Below are 21,459 nucleotides of genomic sequence, written 5' to 3' on the forward strand. Positions count from 1 at the left end.
CAGGTGGGGCGCCGTGATGCCCTGCCTGACACTGCTCGCGTTTGCTCATGGGGATTCCAATAATGAAAAACCCTTATGCTCCCGCTTTCTGGTGCGTGCTCTTCGCACTGGTGCTGTTATCGGCCGCGTATTTCTACGGCGTCATGCTCGCTCACCAGCTCGACAAGGCCATGGTCTTTCTCGACAGCGCCTGCCTGGTGATCGGTACCTTGTCCATTGGCGTGGTGGCCTGGGCTTCTTACCAGAATCAACGCATCAAGAAAAAACTCCTCGAACAAGGCAAGACCCGCGTGGCGATCTGGGACACCAAGGTTGCGCTGCGCCGGGTGGAAACGGTGTTCGACCGTTATTTCTGGGGCAGCTATTGGCAGCCGGGGCGCACTTTCCAGGAAGTCATGGGCGACCTCACCGGCACGCCGTTGGAAAAAAGCCTCGAAGTCCTGAAAAAACAGTGCGTGGCCCTCGATCAGCAGGTCGCCGAAGGTAGGCATTGGCTCAATAATGCGCGGGAATTGTCTGATGTTGCGACACAGATGGCCCGCGAACGCTACCAACTGGACTTCTGCGACCCCAAGGCCGACACCCCCGGCAATGCGGTGATACACCGCGAGTTTGAGGTGCTGGTGTACACCTGGACGGCGCGCTTGAAGAGTTTCGATCACCAGTTGGATGAAATCGAGCTGGAGTATTCCTGAACTACTACTGAACTGATCCCTCTGAAAGGCTGGGCCGTTTACGGCCGCCAGTGCTAATCTTCCCCCGCTTTCGGCGGGCTTGAGCCAACCCTTACAGGGTTCAAGGAAGACAGCCCACTTCTCACAGGATTTGATCAGGTCACTTCATGAATAAGCCAGCAGTCGTTCTTTTGGGTTTTGTTGTCGCCGTTGGCGTCGTCAGTGCAGGCGGCGCCTGGTACACCGGTAAACAACTGGAGCCGGTGCTGCAAACCGCGATCCAGAACGCCAACAAGGAACTGCAGACCTCCATGGCCGGCGTCGATGGCACCGTGGCCCTGGAGCTGGTCTCCCTGGATCGTGGGGTGTTCAGCAGCACCGCCCATTACCGCTTGAAAGGCCAAGGCTCGGTCTTCGGCGAAGACAACCCGAACCCGGAACTGCTGTTTGTCGACCATATCGAACACGGCCCGCTGCCGTTCTCGCGCCTGGTGACGCTCAAGTGGCTGCCGGTCATGGCCACCAGTCACTACGCGCTGGAAAAGAACGCCACTACCGAGAAGTGGTTCGCCGCCGCCAAAGACGTGTCACCGCTCAAAGGCGTGGCCAATATCGGTTACACCCGCTCGGTCAACGGCAACATCGAATTGCTGCCGCTGGAGTTCAAGGACGACAAATCGTCGGTGAGCTTCTCCGGCGCCAACATGAACTTCGACGGCACCGCTGAGGGCCAGAAGGTCAAGGCCGATGGCTTTATGAACAGCCTCAAGGTCGCCGCCGTGGATGCCAATGGCGAAGCCTTCGAAGCCGAGCTGTCGGGCCTGACCATCGCCAGCAATCTGGAAAAATCCACCTTCGGTTTCTACACCGGGCAAAACACCGTTGAACTGACCGACAGCAAGTTCACCTTCGGCCCGCAGAAAGCCGTGCTGACCGTCAAAGGCTTCGAGCAGAAAGACTCCAGCGAAACCAAGGACAACAACCTGGCCGGCCGTGTCGACTACAAGATCGACGAGATCGGCTACCAAGGCAAACCCGTGGGTTCGGCGGCGCTGGCTGTGAGCATGAAGAATGTCGACATCCCGGCCATGCTGGTGCTGACCAAGCTTTACCAGGACAAGATGCAGCCGGTACAAGCCGCTGCCGCCGCCAACCAGCCGGCACCTGAGCTGCAACTGACCGAAGCCGAGCAAGCCCTGGCCGAAGCCAACGTCAACCAGGTCCTGGCCGCCAAGCCGCAAGTGGCGGTGGAAAACCTGTCGCTGAAAACCACCCACGGCGAAAGCAAGTTCAGCCTGCTGGTCGACCTGGCCAAGCCGGTGTCCATGGAGCTGCCACCGGTTGAACTGGGCAAGCAGATGATTGCGCTGCTGGACGCCAACCTGACCCTGTCCAAGCCGATGATCGCTGACGTTTCCGCGCTGCAGGCGCAACTCGGCGGCGTGACCGACCCGAAAGCCATCGAGCAACAATCCCAGATGGCCGCCGAGATGGTCAGCGGCATGGCGGTGGGCACGCAGTTGGCGACCCTGGTCGGCAGCGACGTGGTGTCCAAGTTGCACTACGCCAACAATGAAGTGACGTTCAACGGCCAGAAGATGACTGTCGAGCAATTCATTGGTTTTGTGATGGCCAAAGTTGGTGCGGTGAGCGGCGCGCAGTAAATAATCTGCCCTGGCTCGCAAATAAATAATAGGGCAGCGGGCCTGCCCGCAACAGAGGTCAAACGGCTGGCGTTCATGCGTACCGAGCCCTTCTGTTGCAGGCAAGTCTGCTCCCGCATTCACATTTCAGATTTGCCCGCAATTCTGAACAATTGTTCTGAATTGGACTTCTGCCAACTTTCCTAAGAGATAGTTCACACAGGAAAGCTAGGCCGGGTCATTAGACGCCGGCACCCTGCAGCGAATCGCGCAGGACCACCTATCGTTACAGCTTTCCGTGTGTAAGGAAGCTCACGATATGTTGCGAAACCTACCACTCAGTGCATCAGGCCGGTTGCGACTGCTCGTCGGGGCAGCTTTATGCAGCCAGCTATTGATGCCCGCTTTCGCCATGGCCGATCCGGCCTATGACGCGCTGATCATCCAGGCGCGCAACGGCAACTTCACACCCGCCCTTACCCAATTGCGTCAGCTGTCGGCCGAGCGCCAGACGCCAGGCCAGGTCAGCGATCATGTGGTGATCGCCGGTTGGGCCGGCCAGGATGCTGAAGTACTTAAGGTGTACGAGGCCGAGGGTAAACATCGCAACCTCAGCACCCAGGCGCTCGCCACCGTGGCGCGCACCTATCGCAATCAAAAGCAGTGGGCCCAGGCTGAGGCGGTCTATCGCCAGGCGCTGCTGCGTGAGCCAAATAACATCGACCTGCAACTGGGCCTCGCCCTGACCCAGGCCGACGGCGGCAAGACCACCGAAGCCGTGCAACGCACCCGTGCGCTGGTGGCCGCCAAGCCCGATGACCCCAACCGCCGCATGGCCCTGGGGTACGCGCTGACCCGCGCCGGCTTGAACTACGACGCGTTGTTTGAATTCGACCAGGCGTTTATCCGCGCCGGCGACAAACCCGACGTCGCCCGCGAATACATCGTTGCCCTGCAAAAGGCCCGCCTGCCGGAAGCCGCGTTGCGCCTGTCGGCCCAACGTCCCGGCCTGCTGGACCCGGTCACTCAACGGCGCCTGGAAGGCGACCTCGCCGCCGAGCGCGTGCGCATGGCCGAGTTCGCCACGCGCAGCGAAAAAGACCGCTACGTGATTGCCGACCGCGCCCTGGCGGATTACGACAAACTGCTCGCCCGCTGGACCCCGGACGCCACCGCCCATGACGACGTGGTGCGCTGGCGCATCGACCGCCTGGGTGCGCTCAAGGCGCGGGCGCGTACCGCCGAAGTGATCCGTGAGTACGAAATTCTTAAAGGCGAAGGCGTGCAATTGCCGACCTACGCCGTGCGCTGGGTGGCCGCGTCCTACCTCGACCAACGCCAGCCGGAAAAAGCCGAGCCGCTGTATCGCCAGGCCCTGAGCGCCACCGATGCCGAACCCGATGACCGGGTCGAAGACACCACTGCGTTGTTCTACGCCTTGCAGGAAAGCGACAAAGGCGAGGACGCCAACGAGGTTGCCAAGGGGCTCGCCAACAGCCAGAAACCCCGTGTCGAACTCAAGGGTCTGCCCGTCGGCAACCCCAACGACGCGTGGATGGACGCCCAGCAACTGTCGGCCCAGGCTGGCGTGTACGGCGGCGACCTGCCGGGCAGCGAAGCCGGTTTGGAAGCGCTGGTCGCCAAGGCTCCGGGTAACGTCGGCCTGCGCCTGGCCCAGGCCGACATGTACCGCGCCCGCGATCTGCCACGGCGCGCCGAAGGCATTCTCAAGGAAACCGAAGCCCAGGCCCCGCGCGACATCGGCCTGGAAGTGAGCCAGGCGTACACCGCGATGGACCTGCAGGAGTGGCGCCAGCTCGACGTGCTCACCGACGACGTGGTTGCGCGCAACCCGGACAACCGCCAAGTGCAGCGCCTCAGCCGCCTGCGCGATGTGCATGACATGGCTGAGCTGCGCGTCGAGGCCTACACCGGTAAAAGCTTCGGCGGCGGTAACGACAGCGAGGCAGGGGCGGTTTCGGGGAGTCGTGACTGGGGCATCGAAAGCCGTCTCTACACGCCGCCCATCGACGAAGACTGGCGCCTGTTCGCGGGTGCTGGCTACGCCCGTGCAGATTTCGAAGAGGGCACCGGCCAGCATCGCTGGCAGGTGGTCGGTGTAGAGCGGCGCACCCGCGACATGACCATCGAAGCCGAGGTCTCCAACCATTCCTACGGCGATGGCTCCAAACAAGGCGCCGCGATTTCGATTGCCCGCGACATCAACGACCACTGGCAATACGGCGGCAGCCTCGGCTACCTGCTAAGCACCACGCCGTTGCGCGCGCTGAATGACGGCATCACGGCCAACGGCGGCAGCGGGTTTGTCCGCTGGCGCGCCAACGAAAGCCGCGAGTGGAAACTGACCCTCAGCCCGTCCCATTTCAGCGACGGCAACGACCGCTTCGAAGCCCTGCTCAGCGGCCGCGAGGGCCTCTACAGCTCGCCGAGGGTGCAAGTCGACCTGGGCCTGGAAGTCGGCGCCAGCCGCAACAGCAAGGAAGACACGGTGTACTTCAATCCGAAGTCGGATTTCACCGTGCTGCCCGTCCTCACCATCAACCATGTGCTTTATCACCGCTACGAGACCCAGTGGAGTCAGCAGTTCCAGGTCGGTGCGGGTACGTATAGCCAGCGTGATTACTCCACCGGCGGCATGGCGTTGATCGGCTACGGCCAACGCTATCGCTGGAACGATGTACTGGACGTTGGCGCCAACCTGAGCCTGATCAGCCGACCTTACGACGGTGATCGCGAACGCGATCTGCGCCTGCTCGTCGACCTCACTTACCGTTTCTAAAAGAGCCTGACCATGACCTTCCTCAGCCGTTGCTTGTTGGTTCTGGGTGTATTGCTGGCCAGTGCCTGCGCCCAGCAACCCGCACCTTTCACTCCACCCGCCGAGCGGCCGACCCCGCTCAACGAACAGGCGTGGCCGAAAAACCATTTCCTGGGCATTGCCTACCACGACGTGTCGGATCGCGATCCCGACCAGGCCGTGGTGGCGGTGCGCACCGAGCGTTTGATCGAACAATTGGCCTGGCTGCGCGAGAACGGCTACCAGGCGGTCAGCGTTGACCAAATCCTGGCCGCCCGCCGTGGCGGCCCGGCATTGCCGCCCAAAGCCATCATGCTCAGCTTCGACGATGGCTATTCGAGCTTCTACACCCGCGTGCTGCCGATTTTGCGCGCCTACCACTGGCCGGCCCTGCTGGCGCCAGTGGGCAGTTGGATCGACACACCGCTCAACCAGCCGGTGGACTTTGCCGGCTCGCCCCGGCCGCGTGGCGAGTTCCTGACCTGGCAGCAGATTCGCGAAGTGTCCCAGTCCGGCCTGGTGGAAATCGCCGCGCACACCGACGCCAATCACAAAGGCATCCTCGCCAACCCCCAGGGCAACCTGGAGCCGGCGGCGACCTCGTTGCGTTTTGACCCGGCTACCGGGCGTTATGAAAGCCAGGCGCAGTTCGATGCGCGGTTGCGTGCAGATGTGGTGGCGATCTCCAACAAAATCCAAACCGTGACCGGCAAGAAGCCACGGGTCTGGGTATGGCCATACGGCGCGGCCAAAGGCACCTCGCTGGCCATTGTCGGCGAGCAGGGCTACCAGATGGCCCTGACCCTGGAAGACGGCCTCGACAGCTCCGATAACCTGATGAACAGCCCGCGCTTCCTGGTGGCTTCCGACCCGGATGGCGAGCATTTCGCCAACAGCATCGTCGCGGTGCAAACCCCGGCACCGCTGCGGGTACTGCATGTGGACCTGGATAACGTCTACGACCCGGATGCCGCCCAACAAGCGCGCAACCTCGACCAGTTGGTGCAACGTGTGGTGGACATGGGCGCCGGTACCGTATTCCTGCAAGCCTTCGCCGACCCCAAGGGTGACGGCCTGGTGCACTCGCTGTACTTCCCCAACCGCCACCTGCCGATGCGCGCCGACTTGTTCAACCGCGTCGCCTGGCAACTGCACACCCGTGCCCATGCCAGCGTGTATGCCTGGATGCCAGTGCTGAGTTTTGCCCTTGATCCCAAGCTGCCGCGTGTGACGCGCTGGGACCCGGAAACCGGCAAGGTGGGCATCGATCCGGATCAATACAAGCGCCTGTCGCCGTTCGACCCGCAAGTGCGCAAAATCATTGGCGAGCTCTATGAAGACCTGGCGCGCAACAGTGCCATCGACGGGGTGCTGTACCACGACGACGCGGTGTTCTCGGACTTCGAAGATGCCAGCCCCGCCGCACTCAAGGCCTATGCCGCCAACGGCCTGCCGGGCAGCATCGAGGCCCTGCGCGCCGACCCTGCGACGATGCAGCGCTGGACGCGCTTCAAGAGCCGCTACCTGATCGACTTCACCAATGAGCTGACCGCCAAGGTCCGCGCCATTGCCGGGCCGCAGGTGCTGACCGCGCGCAACATCTTCGCGCAGCCGATGCTCAACCCCGAAAGCGAAGCCTGGTTCGCGCAGAACCTTGATGACTTCCTGCAGACCTACGACTGGACCGCGCCCATGGCCATGCCGCTGATGGAAGGCGAGACGCTGAAAAACTCCAACGCCTGGCTGGAAAAGCTGGTGGCGACGGTCAAGGCCCGCCCCGGTGCGATGCAGCGAACCGTATTCGAGCTGCAAGCCAAAGACTGGCGTACCCCGGATGCCCCTGACCTGTCCGCCGCGCAAATGGCCGAATGGATGGGTGTACTCAAGCGCCAGGGTGTCACGAGTTTTGGCTACTACCCGGACAACTTCCTGGAAAATTCCCCGGACCTGAAGACTGTGCGTCCGGCCCTTTCCAACCAATGGAACCCTTGACCATGTTCGACAGAATCCTGGCTTTATTCGTGCTGGCACTGGTCTTGGGCGTGCCCCTGGGCCTGATCTTCCTGGTCACCGGGCAGTTCCTGATGGACTTCGTGTTCTTCTACCCGCTGTTCATGTCGGCGTTGTGGATTGCCGGCGGCTTGTACTTCTGGCTGCACTGGGAGCGCCACTGGCCTTGGGAAGAAGACACCCCGGCGCCGACCCTGGCCGGCAACCCGCTGATCTCGATCATCATCCCTTGCTACAACGAGGGAGATAACGCCGCCGACACCATCCATGCGGCGCTCGGTCAGCTGTACACGAACATCGAAGTGATCGCAGTCAACGACGGTTCCAAAGACAACACCGCCGCCGTGCTCGATGCCCTGGCGCTGGAACATCCCCGCCTGCGGGTGCTGCACCTGGCGCAGAACCAGGGCAAGGCCGTGGCCTTGCGCATGGGCGCCGTGGCGGCGCGCAGTGAGTACCTGGTGTGCATCGACGGCGATGCGCTGCTTGATAAAAACGCAGCGGCCTACATGGTCGCGCCGATGCTCGACAACCCGCGCCTGGGCGCCGTGACCGGCAACCCACGCATCCGCACACGCTCGACCTTGATCGGCCGCGTGCAGGTGGGCGAGTTCTCCTCGATCATCGGCTTGATCAAGCGCACCCAGCGCGTGTTCGGGCGGATCTTCACCGTGTCGGGTGTGGTGGTGGCGTTCCGTAAAAAGGCGCTGGACCGTATCGACTACTGGTCCACCGACATGATCACCGAAGACATTGACGTCAGCTGGAAGCTGCAACTGGACCACTGGAGCATCTTCTACGAGCCGCGCGCACTGTGCTGGATCCTGATGCCCGAAACCGTCGGCGGCCTGTGGAAACAACGCCTGCGCTGGGCCCAGGGTGGTGCCGAAGTGTTGTTCAAAAACATTCGTGGCATTTGGCAATGGCGTCACCGCTACCTGTGGCCGCTGTTGTTCGAATACTGCCTGTCCACCGGCTGGGCCTTCACCTTCATGCTGTCGGTGATCTTTTGGGGCGTGGGTAAGTTCATCCCGCTGCCCCAGGCCATCGCCGTGGACTCACTGATGCCGCCGGCGTTTACCGGCCTGGTGTTGGCGATGGTGTGCCTGCTGCAATTCGCAGTCAGCATCCTGATCGACCGCCGCTACGAGAAAGACCTGTGGAAAACCCTGTTCTGGACCGTGTGGTACCCGATGGTGTTCTGGCTGGTCAGCCTGTTCACCACGTTGGTCAGTTTTCCCAAGGTGCTGTTCAACCAGCACCAGAAGCGCGCGCGTTGGGTCAGCCCCGATCGCGGTATCAAACCTGTTGAAGAGGAGGCGTGATCATGAAACTGGTCAGAACTCGCCAAAGTACCGTGATGTGGATCATCGACGTGATCCTGACCCTGATGGCCTGGGCCGGACTGGTCTGGCTGCTGGCGCGTGGGATCACCTCGATGCTCGACACCCACGGCGGCCCGCGCATCGAGGCGCCGATCTTCGCCGCGCTCAACACCTTGCAGATCTACCTGTGGATCGCATTGTTCAACGCCGTGATCCTGGTCTCCTGGGCGCGCTACCAGCAACGCAAGGGGCGCAAATTCGCCCAGCGCCGCGCCGAGGCCAAGGCCCTCAGCGACAAGCGCCTGAGCGAAAGCTTCAGCCTGGCGGAGGGCGACCTGGAGCAACTGCGCCGGCCAGGCGTGTTGGTGATCCACAACGACGAAGAGGGTGGCGTGTCGGAAGTCAAAGCCCATGTCTCCCGTGACGTGGAAAAGCCAGGGTTGACCCTCGTGCCTGGCGCAACCCAAAGCAAAGACGCCAGCTAAGGCTGTAAACCCGATCCAATGTGGGAGGGGGCTTGCCCCCGATGGCCATAGGTATCTACGCAGGGGCTTGGCTCAAGATGTGGAGCACCGCCCCTCCCACATTTAGGTATCACCCTGCCGATCCCGAGAACTGGGATCCAATTCACAAAACCCCCGCGAACTTATCTGCATTTTCCGGTACTAACTTATCTCGGTACAACTTGATGGCCAAATAATGGCAATTTCAAGTTGTCCGACAAATCGCTATCAAAACAGCAGCCGCCTGTCGGAATAATATGTCCAGTCTCAGGCTGTTTGTCTTTTTGATAATATTTTGTTGTTTTTAATCAACGAGTTACGGATTTAACTAGTGCGAATGTGCAACTAGCTCAATTTTTTGGGTTGTTGCAAGTTCGATGTTAGTTTCCGGGCCCTTGATTTTCGACGGACCGAACATGTCTTTTCTATTACCACGGACTCGGTATTTTCTGTGCACTTTACTGCTCGCTTATTTGAGTATTAACAGTGCTGTGGCCGCCCCTACGCCAGGGGATCAGGACCTGATCCGCGATCGCCAGAACCGCCTCCTCGAAGAGCAGCGCCGGCGCCTGGACGAGCTCCAGGACCTGCCCGGCAACGCCGGCAAGCCACAGGCGCCGGCACTGCCGGCCGACACCCGCTGCTTCCCCATCCAGGACATCGAACTCAAAGGCGCCGACAGCCTCTCCGCCGCCGACCGCACACGCTTGCTCAAGCCCTATATCGGCCAGTGCCTGGGCGTTGCCCAGCTCAATGAACTGCTCAAGGTCATCACCGACGACTACATCGCCAAGGGCCGCGTCACCAGCCGCGCCTACTTGCCGCAGCAGGATCTTTCCAGCGGCCATCTGCAAGTGCTGGTGGTCGAAGGCAAACTCGAAGGCATCAAGGGCGCCCAGGGCAGCACGGTCACCGACCGCGAGCTGGCCATGGCGTTTCCGGGCAAAGTCGGCGCGGCGCTCAATCTGCGCGAAGTCGAGCAGTTGGTGGATCAACTCAGCCGCCTGCCGTCCAAGCAGGCGCAAATGGAATTGACCCCCGGCAGCCAGATCGGCGGCAGCGAAGTGCTGGTCAAGAACCAGCCGCAAAAACCCTGGCGCGCCAGCCTGTCGCGCAACAACGACGGCCAGAAAAGCACCGGGGAACAGCAGTGGGGCGCCGGCCTGGAGTGGGACAGCCCGCTGGGCCTGGCCGATCAACTGATCCTGCGCGGCGGCCACGATGCCATCAGTGATCACCAGAAAACCTCGAAAAACAGCATGCTCTACTACAACGTGCCGTGGGGCTGGTGGAACTTCAGTTATACCTACAGCGAGAGCGAGTACCGCGCGCCGGGCGACCTTGACGGCTACAAGTACAAGCAAACGGGTGACAGCCAGAACCACCAGCTGCGTGCCGAGCGCGTGGTGCATCGCGATGACGTGAGCAAGACCTCGGTCAACGTCGGCCTGACCCATCTGCGCACCAACAACTACTTCAACGACGAGCGCCTGGACGTCAGCAGCAACCGCCTCAGCGAGTTCCAGGTGGGTATCAACCACGGGCGCCGCATCGGCAGCGCCTTCGTCAACCTGGATGTCGGCATGCAGAACGGCACCGGCGCCTTTGACGCCCAAAAGGATGACCAGGAACGCATCCGCGGCAACCTCACGCCAACCCCGCGCTACCGCAAATACACCGCCACAGTGAGCTACCTGCAACCCTTCATGCTGTGGGGCGAATCGTTGAGTTTTTCCAGCCTGGCCACCGGACAGCGCAGTGAAGACGTGCTGTACCCGGCGCAACGCATGAGCCTCGGCGGCTCGTACTCGGTGCGCGGGTTCAAGGACCAGCAACTGACCGGCGACAGCGGCGGCTACTGGCGCAACGAAGTGCGCTGGGCACGCCCGGTGACCCTCGACTGGATGCGCCCCGCCTTTGCCGAATACGGCGCCAGCGTCGGTTATGACCAGGGCGTGATTCGTAACGATCGCTACAACGATGACCAGCACGGCCGGGTGTCGAGTAACTCCTTGGAGCTGTTCGCCCGCGGCAAAAACGTCAGCACCAGCGTGACCTTTGCCCACTCCCTGGAGCGACCTGGCGTGATGACCGAGCGCGAAGCGCCGATCTATTTCCGCCTGGATTTCTACCTGTAATTCAACGCCCGCAGCCTTTGAGATTTTGAATATGGACGTTCGCCCCGTTACTGCCCTGAAAACCCTGAGCCAACGCGGCCTGGCCTTGATCCTGGCCAACGCGCTGTTCTGGCAGCCGCTGCTGGCCCAGGCCGAAGGCATCGTCGTCAGTGGCCCCGGCACTACCGTCGGGCAGGCGGGCAACGGCGTGCCGGTGGTGAACATCGCCACCCCTAATGGCAGCGGCCTGTCCCACAACCAATTCAAGGACTACAACGTCGGCCCCAACGGCGTGATCCTCAACAACGCCAACAGCATTGTGCAAAGCACGCAACTGGGCGGGATCATCGTCGGCAACCCGAACCTCAAGGGCGGCGCGGCGAATGTCATCCTCAACGAAGTCAAAGGCGGCAGCCCCAGCCAATTGCGCGGCTACACCGAAGTGGCGGGCCAGTCCGCCAAGGTCATCGTTGCCAACCCTTACGGCATCAGCTGCAACGGCTGCGGATTCATCAACACCCCCAACGTCACCCTGACCACCGGTAAGCCGGTGATCGATCAGGCCGGGCAGCTCAAAAGCTACCAGGTCGACGGCGGCGCCGTGACCATCGACGGCAAAGGTCTGAACGCGAGCAACGTCGACCACTTCGAGATCATCACCCGTTCGGCCAAGATCAACGCGCAGATCAACGCAAAACAACTCACAGTGATCGCCGGGCGCAACGACGTCGAGGCCCAAAGCCTGAAAACCACCGCCCGCGCCGACGACGGCAGCGCCAAGCCGGAGCTGGCCATCGACTCATCGGCCCTGGGCGGCATGTATGCCGGCGCCATCAAGTTGGTGGGCACCGAAGCCGGTGTGGGCGTGAAGCTCGACGGCACCCTGGCCGCCAGTGGCGGCGACATTCAACTCGATGCCAACGGCCACTTGAGCATGGCCCAGGCGGCTGCCAGCGGCGCGGTGGACATCAAGGCTGCGAGCCTGGAGACCAAAGGCGCGGTCTACGCCGGCACCACCCTCAAGGCACAGACCAAGGGCACACTGAAAAACAGCAAGACCCTCGCCGCACGCGACAGCATCACGCTGGCCAGCAACGGCCAACTGACCAACAGCGGCATCATCGAAGCCGGGGTCAACGCCGACAACACCCGCAACACCGGTGGGGACGTGACCCTCGACAGCCAGCAGATCACCAACACCGGCACAGTGATCGCCAATCGCGAACTCACCGCCACCGCCAGTACCCTGAACAACCAGGGCGGCACCTTGAGCGCCAAGCAGGCGCTGAACGTCACCGCCGACCGTGTCGACAACCGCAACAAAGGCCGACTGCTCAGCGACGGCGCACAAACCCTCACCGTCAGCGGCCTGCTGGACAACACCCAGGGCGGTCTCATTGACAGCAGCGGTGCCTTCACCCTGCATGGCAATACTCTGGACAACAGCGCCGGCAGCCTGACCAGTGGCGGCGCGATCACCCTGGATTTGATCGGCGACCTGATCAACCGCAACGGCAAGCTGGCCAGCGCCGGGCCGTTGCTGATCCAGCGTGCGGCACACATCGACAACCAGGGCGGCAAGCTCGCCAGCCAGGGCTTACTGACAGTCTTCGCCAACAGCATCGACAACCGTAATACCGGCACCCTGGCCGCCAACGATGGCCTGGTCCTGACCACCAGCGGCCTGTTGCAAAACAGCGGCAACGGCCTGATCCACAGTGAAAAATCCGGCGTGACCATCACCGCCGGCACCCTCGACAATAACGGTGGCCGCATCGCCGCCAAGGCCGGCGACGCACTGATCGACGCCACTGACTTCAACAACGGCAGCGGCGCGTTGTTTGCGCGTGATCGCGTGCACCTGACCGGCATGAATGTGGATAACGCCGGTGAGATCGCCGGCAACCAGGTGGATGTGAGCCTGGAGGGCGCACTGAACAACCGTGGCCTGATCGAAAGCGCCACGACCGTCGATGTCGAGACCGCCAGCCTGAACAACAGCGGGCAACTGCGCGCCCTGGGCACCAGCGGCAAGACCCGCTACGCCATCGGCGGCCTGCTCAACAACAGCGGCAGCCTGGAGACCGCCAACGACCAATTGAGCCTTGCCGCCTCCCGCTTCCAGAACACCGGCGGCAAGGTGTTGCACGTGGGCACCGGCTTACTCGACCTCAGTTATATCAGCCTCGATGACGTGGGTGGCAGCCTGGTCACCAACGGCGACCTGACCCTCGACAAAACCCGCTGGACCAACAGCACCGCGATCCAGGCCGGGCGCCTGACCGTCAATGTGGATAACCTGCAACAGACCGCCACCGGCAAGTTGCTCGGCACCCGTGCGCTGCTCGGCAAAGGCCAGGACTGGGCCGTCGGTGGCACCGTTGCCAGCCAAGGCAGCCTTGATCTGCACGTCGATAACCTGCTCAACGACCACGGCCTGATCTTCAGCGGCGGCGACCTGAACCTCAAGGTCGACCGCCTGAAAAACCTCGGTGCCACGATCTACGCCATGGGCAATCTTCGCGTCGATCGTGACGGCCAAGGCGGCTTGGCCACCAGCATTATCAACAGCTCGGGCACCATCGAGAGCGAGCGCAACCTGACCCTGGCCGCCAGCACGATCCAGAACATCCGTACTGTGCTCACCACCGAGTCCGGTATCTACAGCGCATCCATCACCCCCACGGCCTGCATCTTTCTGGTGACCGGTGGCGACTGCAAAGGCGGCAAGCAGAACCATCCGTTCCTGATTACCCAGCGTGATCACTTCGTCGTCAGCGATGCCACGGCAGCGTCCAGCATCACCTCGGGCAGCAACATGCTGCTCACCGGCGGCGACCTGCTCAACAGCAGCAGTAGCATCGCCGCCGGTGGCAATCTCACAGCCATCGTCAACCAGCTGACCAACGTTGGCGTGGTCACCCACGACACTCAGTACGATCGCATCTTTACCTCCGCCCGCGAGCGCAAGCCCGGGGGCTGGTACCGTGAAGCCGCTGCGTTCACCCAGCGCTATTCGGCGGGCCAGGACATGGGCGGCGTCGAAGCGGGCCTGGCCTCGTTCATCGGCAAAATGGAGAGCGAAAAGACCGACCTGCGCAAAACCACCCAACTGATGGTGCCCGACCAGAGCTACGCCGCCGTCATCCAAGCCGCCGGCAGCGTGGACGTGAAGGCCCAGGCCGGCGTCGACAACAGCGTCGTGCGCGGTGGCTACACCTACGTCGGCAGCGGCGCCAACACCCACGCGCCGGGCTACTCGACCCTGGTCCGCCTCAACTCGCAACTGCCACCGGACGTCGCCCAGCAACAGGTCAACCCGCTGGGCCTGCCTGGCTTCGCCCTGCCCACCGGCGAGAACGGCCTGTTTCACCTCAACGACAGCGATGGCGCCAAAGGCCTGCCCACCAGCCAGTTCGCGGCCAACCCGCATAAGTACCTGATCGAAACCAACCCGCTGTTCACGGATATGCGTCAGTTCCTGAGCTCGGACTACATGCTGACCAAGCTCGGCTACAACCCCGACACCGCGCAACGTCGTCTGGGCGACGGCTTCTACGAACAACGCCTGATCCAGCAAGCCGTGCTCGCACGCACCGGCCAGCGTTTCATCGACGGCCAGACGAGCGATGCCGACCTGTTCAAGCACCTGATGGACAACGCCATCGGCAGCAAAACCGCGCTTAACCTGTCGGTGGGAGTGAGCCTCACCGCCGAACAAGTCGCGGCCCTGACCCACGACATCGTGTGGCTGGAAAACGCCACCGTCGCCGGCCAACAAGTGCTGGTGCCGGTGCTGTACCTGGCCCAGGCGAACAACCGCCTGGCACCCAACGGTGCGTTGATTTCCGGCACTGACGTCAACCTGATAACCGGCAGCAACCTCAACAACGCGGGCACCTTGCGCGCCACCGGCAGCCTGCTGGCGAACGTCGGCGGCAGCTTCACCAACAGCGGCCTGATGGAAGCCGGTGGCCGCCTCGATGTGCTGACTGGCAACAACCTGAGCAACCGCGCCGGCGGTGTGATCAGCGCGGGCAACGTCAACCTCGCCGCCGGTGCCGACCTGCTCAACGAACGCAGCGTCACCACCCACGAAAGCGCCAGCAGCTACCGCACCGAACGCAGCGACTTCGTCGACAGCGCCGCGCGTATAGAATCGGCCAACGATTTGTCCATGCAGGCCGGTGGCAACGTCAAAAACATCGGCGGCGTGCTCAAGAGCGGCGCCGACACCACGGTCAAAGCCGTGGGCGACGTGAACATCACCGCTTCCAAAAGCCTCGACAGCGGCGCCATCGGCAACCGTTCCAGCTTCATCACCATCGCCCAGCAAGGCTCCGTGGTCGACGCGGGCCGCGACCTGCATGTGATTGGCGGGCGCGACATCAGCGCCATCGCCAGCCAGGTCGAAGCCAAGCGCGACGTCAACCTGATTGCCACCCGCGACCTCAACGCCATTGCGGCAGCCAACGAGCAGCATTCGACGTACAACTCAAAAAAAATCAAAAGCATCGAAGACCATGTGCAGCAGGTCTCCAGCGTGATCAAGGCCGGCGGCGACGCCACCCTGAGCGCCGGGCAGAACCTGCAACTGGTCGCCAGCCAGGTCAATGCCGGCAACGAGGCATACCTGGTCTCCGGCAAAAACCTCGAGCTCAAAGCCGCGCAAGACCAGGACTACAGCTTCTACAGCAAGACCAAGAAAACCTCCCAGGGCAAGAAATTCCGCCTGGATGAAACCGACGTGGTGAACAACGTCGGCAGCCTCGTCAGCGCCGGAAAAAACAGCACCGTCGTCGCCGGTGCCGACCTGCTGCTGGCCGGCAGTGCCGTCACCGCTGAAAAAGGCGCCACGCAACTGGTGGCCGGCCAGGACGTGAACATCCTCGCCGTCAGCAACGCCGACAGCGCCCGTCACGAACGCAAGGAGAGCAAAAGCAGCTGGGGCGGCCTGAAGTCGAGCAAAGTCCAGGACAAAGTCGACGAAAAACGCACCACCGCCATGGGCAGCATGGTCTCCGGCGAAACCGTCACTGTCGCGGCCAAACGTGATGCCACGGTCACCGGCTCGTCGCTGGTCAGCACTGGCGACCTCGCCGTCCAGGCCGGCCGCGACCTGACCATCGACGGGGCGCAAAACACCTTCGCCCGCACCGACATGCACAAGGAAAAAAATCGCGACCTCACCGGCGTGCTGACCGGCAACAAGCTCGGTCTGGATGACATGACCGGCAACCAGAAGCTGTACATCAACAGCTCGAAACACAACGGCACGGCCAATGAAATGACCTTGACCGGCAGCACCATTGGTTCGAGTGCGGGCAATGTGTCGTTGACGGCGGGGCGTGAGTTGAAGGTGGTGGCCAGTGATCTGGTGAGCACCAAAAACATGGAGTTGAGCGGGGCGAATGTCACCGTTACTTCAGGGATGGAGACTGCCAGTCAGACCAGTAAGGACAGCTCAAAAAGCTTGGCGGTTGGGCGGGTGATTGCGGGCACTGTGGTCGACACCGCCAACAGCATCCGCGACGCAGCCGAGGCGGCGCGCAGCTCCGACGACCCGCGTCTCAAGGCAGTGAAGATCGCCCAGGCGGCGCTGTCGATGTACAACCTCAATAACCAGGCGGGCGAACTCGCTAAGCAAAGCACCGGCTTCAAGGACAAAACCGGTGGCTCCGTCGGCAACGGTTCGTTCATCAAGATCGGCACCGAACTGGCCAATACCCGTACCAAAAACAGCAGCGAATACACGGCGCAGACCGCTCACCAGAGCAACCTCAACGCCGGGGGCAAACTGTCGATCATCGCTACGGGCGATGCGCCGGGCACTGTGGGTGACTTGACGATCACCGGCAGTACGTTGAAAGCCGACAGCACGTTGCTGTCCGCGAAAAACAACATCCTGATGCAGAGCGCACAGAACACCACTGACCGCAAAAACGACGGCTCACGCAACAGGACCGCTATCGGTGCCAGCTTCAACATCGGTGAGCAAAACGGTTTCACCATCGACCTCGGTGCCCAAACCGCCAAGAACCTTGGCTCGGGTGGTTCGGTTACCCAGGTCAACACCACCCTGGACACCGGCTCGCTGGTACTGCGCAGCGGCCAGGACACCAGCCTGATCGGCGCGCAGGTACGCGCTGACCGTATCGATGCCAACATCGGCGGCAACCTCAACATCCTGTCGCGCCAAGACACCGAAACGTCCAGGAGCAAGCAGAACAGCGCGGGCTTCGGTGCGAGCATCTGCATTCCGCCGATTTGTTATGGCTCCCCGGTAACCGCGTCCGCGAACCTGGCGGCGTCGAAGATGAACAGCGACTACCAGGCCGTCACCGACCAGAGCGGGTTCTTTGCTGGTAAGGGTGGCTACACCATCGACGTGGCCAAAAACACCACCCTGCAAGGTGCGGTGATTGCCAGTGAAGCCACGGCCGACAAGAACCTGCTGCTCACCGACCGACTGCTGGTCAGCGACATCAAGAATAAGAGCGAGATCAAGAGCCAATCGGCCGGCGTCAGCGTCTCCGGTTCCTACAGTAGCGGCGCGAGTACCCTCACGCCGGGTGCCTTGTATGGAATGTCGCTGAACGATTCGGACCACAGTTACACGCGCAGTGCCGTCAGCGAAGGGACGATCGTGGTGCGTAACCCCGAGGGCGCGGGTGACCTGGTCGGCCTTAACCGTGACACGGCCAACGCCAACCAACGCCTCGACAAGCCTGACGAAAAGGCCATGCAGGAACGCATGGACCTGATCAAAAGCTCGATGGAGCTGACCAAGGGCATCGGTGATGCGATTGCTGCGGCCAGGATCAGGGCCGCCAACGACCCTAACAGCGACGTCAGTAAAGCCACCCGGCAGAAGCTGATTGACGACGGTATCGCCAACCCGACACCGGAACAAGTCAGCCAGCGTGCCCAACAGGATTATGGCGTTGGCAGCAGTTTCCAGAAGGCTAGCCAGGCAGTGACAGCCGTGGTGCAAGCGGCCATGGGCGGCAGTGTAGGGGGGGCATTGGCGGGGGCGGCGGCGCCGTATCTGGCGCAGACGGTCAAAAAAATGACCGAGGATGACCCCAAGGCCAACCTGATGGCCCATGCGGTATTGGGTGCGGTGTTGGCGCGGGCGGGTGGTAACTCGGCGTTGGCAGGAGCCGCCGGGGCCGTGGTGGCGGAGAAAACCGCACAGCTGATCAAAGAGAAGCTGTATGGCGATGTCAGTAACGAAAATTTGACCCAAGAGCAAAAGCAGACGATCTCCAGTCTCTCGACGTTGGCGGCTGGACTCTCCGGATCGTTGGTTGGCAAGGACGCGCTGAATGCGGTGGCAGCCGCGCAGGTTGGGAAGAATGCGGTTGAAAATAACCAACTGAGCGCGAAGGACGTCGTTGATTTACAGAAGGAACTCGCAAACGCCAATAAGAAAGGCGAGCCAACAGAGGTTATTTGGGACAAGTACAAAAAACTGAGCGCTGAGAAGCGGGCAGAGATGTTGGCAGGCTGTGCGGGTAAGGTAGGGCTTTGCAGCGTCGGTTATCAGTCTGAGTATGAGGGTGGGATACAGACGGCAGATAGTGTCAGTAGCTTGCGCTGGTACTTCGACCTTTCTGAGGCAGACGCATCACGGTTGAAGGAGTTTGTCACCGACGAAAACCAGAACGATATGGGGTTGTTGTACAACTCGCTGCCGGCCTGGGAGAAAGCGGCTTTAATTGGGAAGGAAGTGCTGACAGCTTCTGGCGCTTCGATAGGACGTGATAAAACGTCTATTGCTTCGATTGTTGGGAAGGGTAAGGGAGGAGCGGGAGCTCAGGGGGGCGGTGCAAAAGCAAATGTGGGGTCAATTAGTCATATCTCTGGAGTGAGTCTTCCTAAAAGTCAGTCTAAGATGATTGCTGATTTTGAAGCAGCAGGATACCCAACAAAACCAGTAGTTTCTCCGACCAGCGGAAATGTGGTCGGAACTCAATACATCTTGCCTGATGGTTCGCGAGTTCGGGTGATGCAGGCGGATGGTCGAAGTCCCCAGCGCGCGTCATTCGAGAACGCTAATGGCGGACCTGTTGATCCTACTACTGGAAAACCGCCGCAGCCCCCGCAGGGTTTATCGAAGGCTGAACGGAAGCAGTGGATTAGAGAGCGTACGCATATTGAGCAAGTGGACTAAATGATGAATACATTTTTGCAAGCGGTGGCTCTTCTGTTGCCTATGAAAATTGAAAGAGTATTTTGGGATGGTGATACTTTGATGCTTTTTTCGGCGGGTTGCAGCTTTCGGACTGACAGTGCGTGGCGTGTGTCTAAGGGAGGAGAATTGCTGTTCGCTTGTTGGGATGACGGCGCCCTTGACCATGTTTCTGAGCTTTTAGGTTTATCCGTTATTGAGGTGGGTTGGCTTATTGATGATCAGCCAATCGATCCATTTTTTAAATTATCTGACGGCCGCGTCTTGAATACATTTTGTTCGTCATCAACTGAGCCTTGGTTGATGGAGTTCTCGGATGGAGTCGTTTATTTAGGCAACACTTAATTTCATAAATTTTTCTTGGGAAAAATAGGGGGCAGACCACGATTAGCGCACCAATGTATATTGGTGGTCTGCCCCCTATTTCTGCTATTTCTGTGACCCCTATTTTTTCGTGACGCCGGGCAAGCATGTGATCAGCTCCAAGGCTGAAAACTGGGCGGACATGCCAATCGACGTCAAGGCGGGTGAGGTGGTTTACCTAAAGCAGGAAGTCGAAATGGGCTTCGCCGTGGCGCGCAACAGCCTCAAAGTACTGAGCGATCTGGAAGGCCGTTATCTGGTCAAGGATGCGTCTTTGGGTACCGTTGCAAAAGAAAGCAAGTAAGTTAAAAAAGGTTAGGGCGGCCGGGCTCCGAGCTCGGTCGTTGTTGCTGTGCATCCGGCCTGTACGCTTGGTTTGGTAAGGGGCTGACACAACCCTCTTTGACTGAAACGCGACATAAGCCGGAGTGGCACCTTATGGACGCAAATCCCCCGCTATGCGCCTGACCTTTCCGGCCCGCAATTATTTAGACCCAAGGAAGCTGTCAATGAAACTGTATCGTCTGTTTATCTCACTCACTGCACTGGCGACCTGCACCAGCAGCTTCGCTGCGGCGCCTGCCCTGCAAAATTTTCTCGCCTGCGACCAGAACTCCCTGGCGGTGGTAAGCCAGGCAGGGCTCAAGGAGCGTGTTGCCCATAAGCTGGCGAACGGCAAGATCACGCTCAGCGGCGGCACAAAGTCCGATATGGGCCAGCGCTGGATGTTCGACACGCCACTGACGCTTGACGGTATGACCTTGACCGGCTTTTTCGCCGAAGACCAGGACCTGATGGGCTCGCGCATCATCAACTGGGGTTTCTACACCGAACAGGCGCCCGATGCGCTTTACGCACAGCTGAGTAAAGTACCGGGTACGGCGTTGGAGAAAGCCAACGGTATCTACGCGCGTGCGCAGATCTGGTCGCACAAGCAATCAGCCTGGGTGCCGGAAGGCGGCGATGACAACGCGGGCAAGCTGGTCACCGATACGGCCGAACGCATCTTGATGGTCGAGCCCGCACCCGGTGACCTGGCCAAGACCAGCAATGGCATGATCACCTGCTCGGTTCAGGGCGCGGTGAGCGCAGCGATGCTCAAGACCACTCGACCTGACCTGATCAAGTGAGCTGAGGCCGGTAACGATACCGCAGACATGCTGAATGCCTGCGGTGTTCTCCGGTTTTTCGCGAGCAAGCTCGCTCCTACAGAGGGTGGGGTTACAGCAACTTGCGCTGCACCGCCTCATCCAGCGTACTGCGCGTCAACGCCTCGACCACTTCCCGTGTGTCGCTTTGGAACGGGATGCCCACGATCAGCACCAGATGCATCCAGGTGCGCACCGATTCGCTCTTTTTGACGCGGCCCAGTTCCTTGCCTTCCTTGTCCTTGAACACTGTCTCCAGGGTGAAGATGTTTTTCGCTGTGGTCGGGATAACGAAGAACGTGAAACCGGTGATAAACGCCGACACTGGGCTGTATTCCTCGTTGTTGTGCAGCGTGGCATCCACGTAGATGTCCGAGTCGACCTTGTCGGTGCTCACCCGCGAAAAGCGCTGGGAGTCACGATACGAATCGGCCACTGCCTTTTCCCACATCACCACCGGGGCGCCGACGGCTGCGTTGCCCGGGCCGCCGTTGACGTGGTTCTGCGCGGTGGTGTGCACGTACGCCGTGGGCTTTTGCGCCGGTGCGTTGGCGGTCGGTGGCCAGGTCTGTACGGCGGGCAGTTCGTGCTGCGAGTAGGACACGCAACCGGTCAGCAAGACCGCTGCGAGTACCAGGCTGTGTTTGATCAATCCTTTCATGTT

The 21,459-nt window shown here is 61.1% G+C and carries 11 protein-coding genes and 1 pseudogene; 11 read left to right on the plus strand and 1 reads right to left on the minus strand.

Annotated features, from left to right (window positions below):
* Positions 1 to 62: 62 nt before the first annotated feature.
* From DNK50_RS04180 to DNK50_RS04230, 11 genes and pseudogenes are all read left to right on the plus strand, one after another.
* The gene (locus DNK50_RS04180; RefSeq protein WP_112192895.1) at positions 63 to 695 is read left to right on the plus strand and encodes an NADH:ubiquinone oxidoreductase subunit N; all 633 of its coding nucleotides are present in this window, start codon (positions 63 to 65) and stop codon (positions 693 to 695) included.
* Between the two features lie 146 nt (positions 696 to 841).
* Positions 842 to 2,338 (plus strand): YdgA family protein, encoded by a 1,497-nt coding sequence (locus DNK50_RS04185; RefSeq protein ID WP_099584335.1) that lies wholly within the window; start codon positions 842 to 844, stop codon positions 2,336 to 2,338.
* 298 nt (positions 2,339 to 2,636) lie between these two features.
* Positions 2,637 to 5,117 carry a poly-beta-1,6 N-acetyl-D-glucosamine export porin PgaA gene (pgaA, locus tag DNK50_RS04190; protein WP_099584336.1) on the plus strand — a complete coding sequence of 827 codons (2,481 nt, stop codon included), beginning with the start codon at positions 2,637 to 2,639 and terminating at the stop codon, positions 5,115 to 5,117.
* A 12-nt stretch (positions 5,118 to 5,129) separates the two neighbouring features.
* The gene (gene pgaB / locus DNK50_RS04195; protein ID WP_112192896.1) at positions 5,130 to 7,127 is read left to right on the plus strand and encodes a poly-beta-1,6-N-acetyl-D-glucosamine N-deacetylase PgaB; all 1,998 of its coding nucleotides are present in this window, start codon (positions 5,130 to 5,132) and stop codon (positions 7,125 to 7,127) included.
* A 2-nt stretch (positions 7,128 to 7,129) separates the two neighbouring features.
* Positions 7,130 to 8,470 carry a poly-beta-1,6-N-acetyl-D-glucosamine synthase gene (pgaC, locus tag DNK50_RS04200; protein ID WP_099584338.1) on the plus strand — a complete coding sequence of 447 codons (1,341 nt, stop codon included), beginning with the start codon at positions 7,130 to 7,132 and terminating at the stop codon, positions 8,468 to 8,470.
* 2 nt (positions 8,471 to 8,472) lie between these two features.
* Positions 8,473 to 8,955, plus strand: coding sequence for a poly-beta-1,6-N-acetyl-D-glucosamine biosynthesis protein PgaD (gene pgaD / locus DNK50_RS04205; protein WP_099584339.1), 483 nt, complete (start codon positions 8,473 to 8,475; stop codon positions 8,953 to 8,955).
* A 434-nt stretch (positions 8,956 to 9,389) separates the two neighbouring features.
* The gene (locus tag DNK50_RS04210; RefSeq protein ID WP_112192897.1) at positions 9,390 to 11,111 is read left to right on the plus strand and encodes a ShlB/FhaC/HecB family hemolysin secretion/activation protein; all 1,722 of its coding nucleotides are present in this window, start codon (positions 9,390 to 9,392) and stop codon (positions 11,109 to 11,111) included.
* Between the two features lie 31 nt (positions 11,112 to 11,142).
* A complete protein-coding gene (locus tag DNK50_RS04215; protein WP_256595483.1) occupies positions 11,143 to 19,266 on the plus strand; it encodes a hemagglutinin repeat-containing protein in 8,124 nt (2,707 codons plus the stop codon).
* Positions 19,267 to 19,269: 3 nt separating this feature from the next.
* Entirely contained in the window at positions 19,270 to 19,629 is a 360-nt protein-coding gene (locus DNK50_RS04220) for a hypothetical protein (RefSeq protein ID WP_162633359.1), read from the plus strand.
* Between the two features lie 100 nt (positions 19,630 to 19,729).
* Positions 19,730 to 19,951 (plus strand): annotated as a pseudogene (locus DNK50_RS04225) (hypothetical protein); the annotation flags it as partial.
* A 205-nt stretch (positions 19,952 to 20,156) separates the two neighbouring features.
* Positions 20,157 to 20,777, plus strand: coding sequence for a hypothetical protein (locus DNK50_RS04230; protein ID WP_112192899.1), 621 nt, complete (start codon positions 20,157 to 20,159; stop codon positions 20,775 to 20,777).
* 91 nt (positions 20,778 to 20,868) lie between these two features.
* On the opposite strand, the gene DNK50_RS04235 is transcribed toward DNK50_RS04230, so the two are convergent.
* A complete protein-coding gene (locus tag DNK50_RS04235; protein ID WP_099584341.1) occupies positions 20,869 to 21,456 on the minus strand; it encodes a hypothetical protein in 588 nt (195 codons plus the stop codon).
* Positions 21,457 to 21,459: the final 3 nt, after the last annotated feature.

This window comes from Pseudomonas sp. LG1E9, assembly GCF_003290225.1.
GTDB lineage: Bacteria > Pseudomonadota > Gammaproteobacteria > Pseudomonadales > Pseudomonadaceae > Aquipseudomonas > Aquipseudomonas cyclaminis.

What these genes read in the sequence shown, in the direction of transcription:
- DNK50_RS04180 (WP_112192895.1), top strand. Translation starts at nt 63, where the DNA reads ATGAAAAACCCTTATGCTCCCGCTTTCTGGTGCGTGCTCTTCGCACTG.
- DNK50_RS04185 (WP_099584335.1), top strand. Translation starts at nt 842, where the DNA reads ATGAATAAGCCAGCAGTCGTTCTTTTGGGTTTTGTTGTCGCCGTTGGC.
- pgaA (WP_099584336.1), top strand. Translation starts at nt 2,637, where the DNA reads ATGTTGCGAAACCTACCACTCAGTGCATCAGGCCGGTTGCGACTGCTC.
- pgaB (WP_112192896.1), top strand. Translation starts at nt 5,130, where the DNA reads ATGACCTTCCTCAGCCGTTGCTTGTTGGTTCTGGGTGTATTGCTGGCC.
- pgaC (WP_099584338.1), top strand. Translation starts at nt 7,130, where the DNA reads ATGTTCGACAGAATCCTGGCTTTATTCGTGCTGGCACTGGTCTTGGGC.
- pgaD (WP_099584339.1), top strand. Translation starts at nt 8,473, where the DNA reads ATGAAACTGGTCAGAACTCGCCAAAGTACCGTGATGTGGATCATCGAC.
- DNK50_RS04210 (WP_112192897.1), top strand. Translation starts at nt 9,390, where the DNA reads ATGTCTTTTCTATTACCACGGACTCGGTATTTTCTGTGCACTTTACTG.
- DNK50_RS04215 (WP_256595483.1), top strand. Translation starts at nt 11,143, where the DNA reads ATGGACGTTCGCCCCGTTACTGCCCTGAAAACCCTGAGCCAACGCGGC.
- DNK50_RS04220 (WP_162633359.1), top strand. Translation starts at nt 19,270, where the DNA reads ATGAATACATTTTTGCAAGCGGTGGCTCTTCTGTTGCCTATGAAAATT.
- DNK50_RS04230 (WP_112192899.1), top strand. Translation starts at nt 20,157, where the DNA reads ATGAAACTGTATCGTCTGTTTATCTCACTCACTGCACTGGCGACCTGC.
- DNK50_RS04235 (WP_099584341.1), bottom strand. Translation starts at nt 21,456, where the DNA reads ATGAAAGGATTGATCAAACACAGCCTGGTACTCGCAGCGGTCTTGCTG.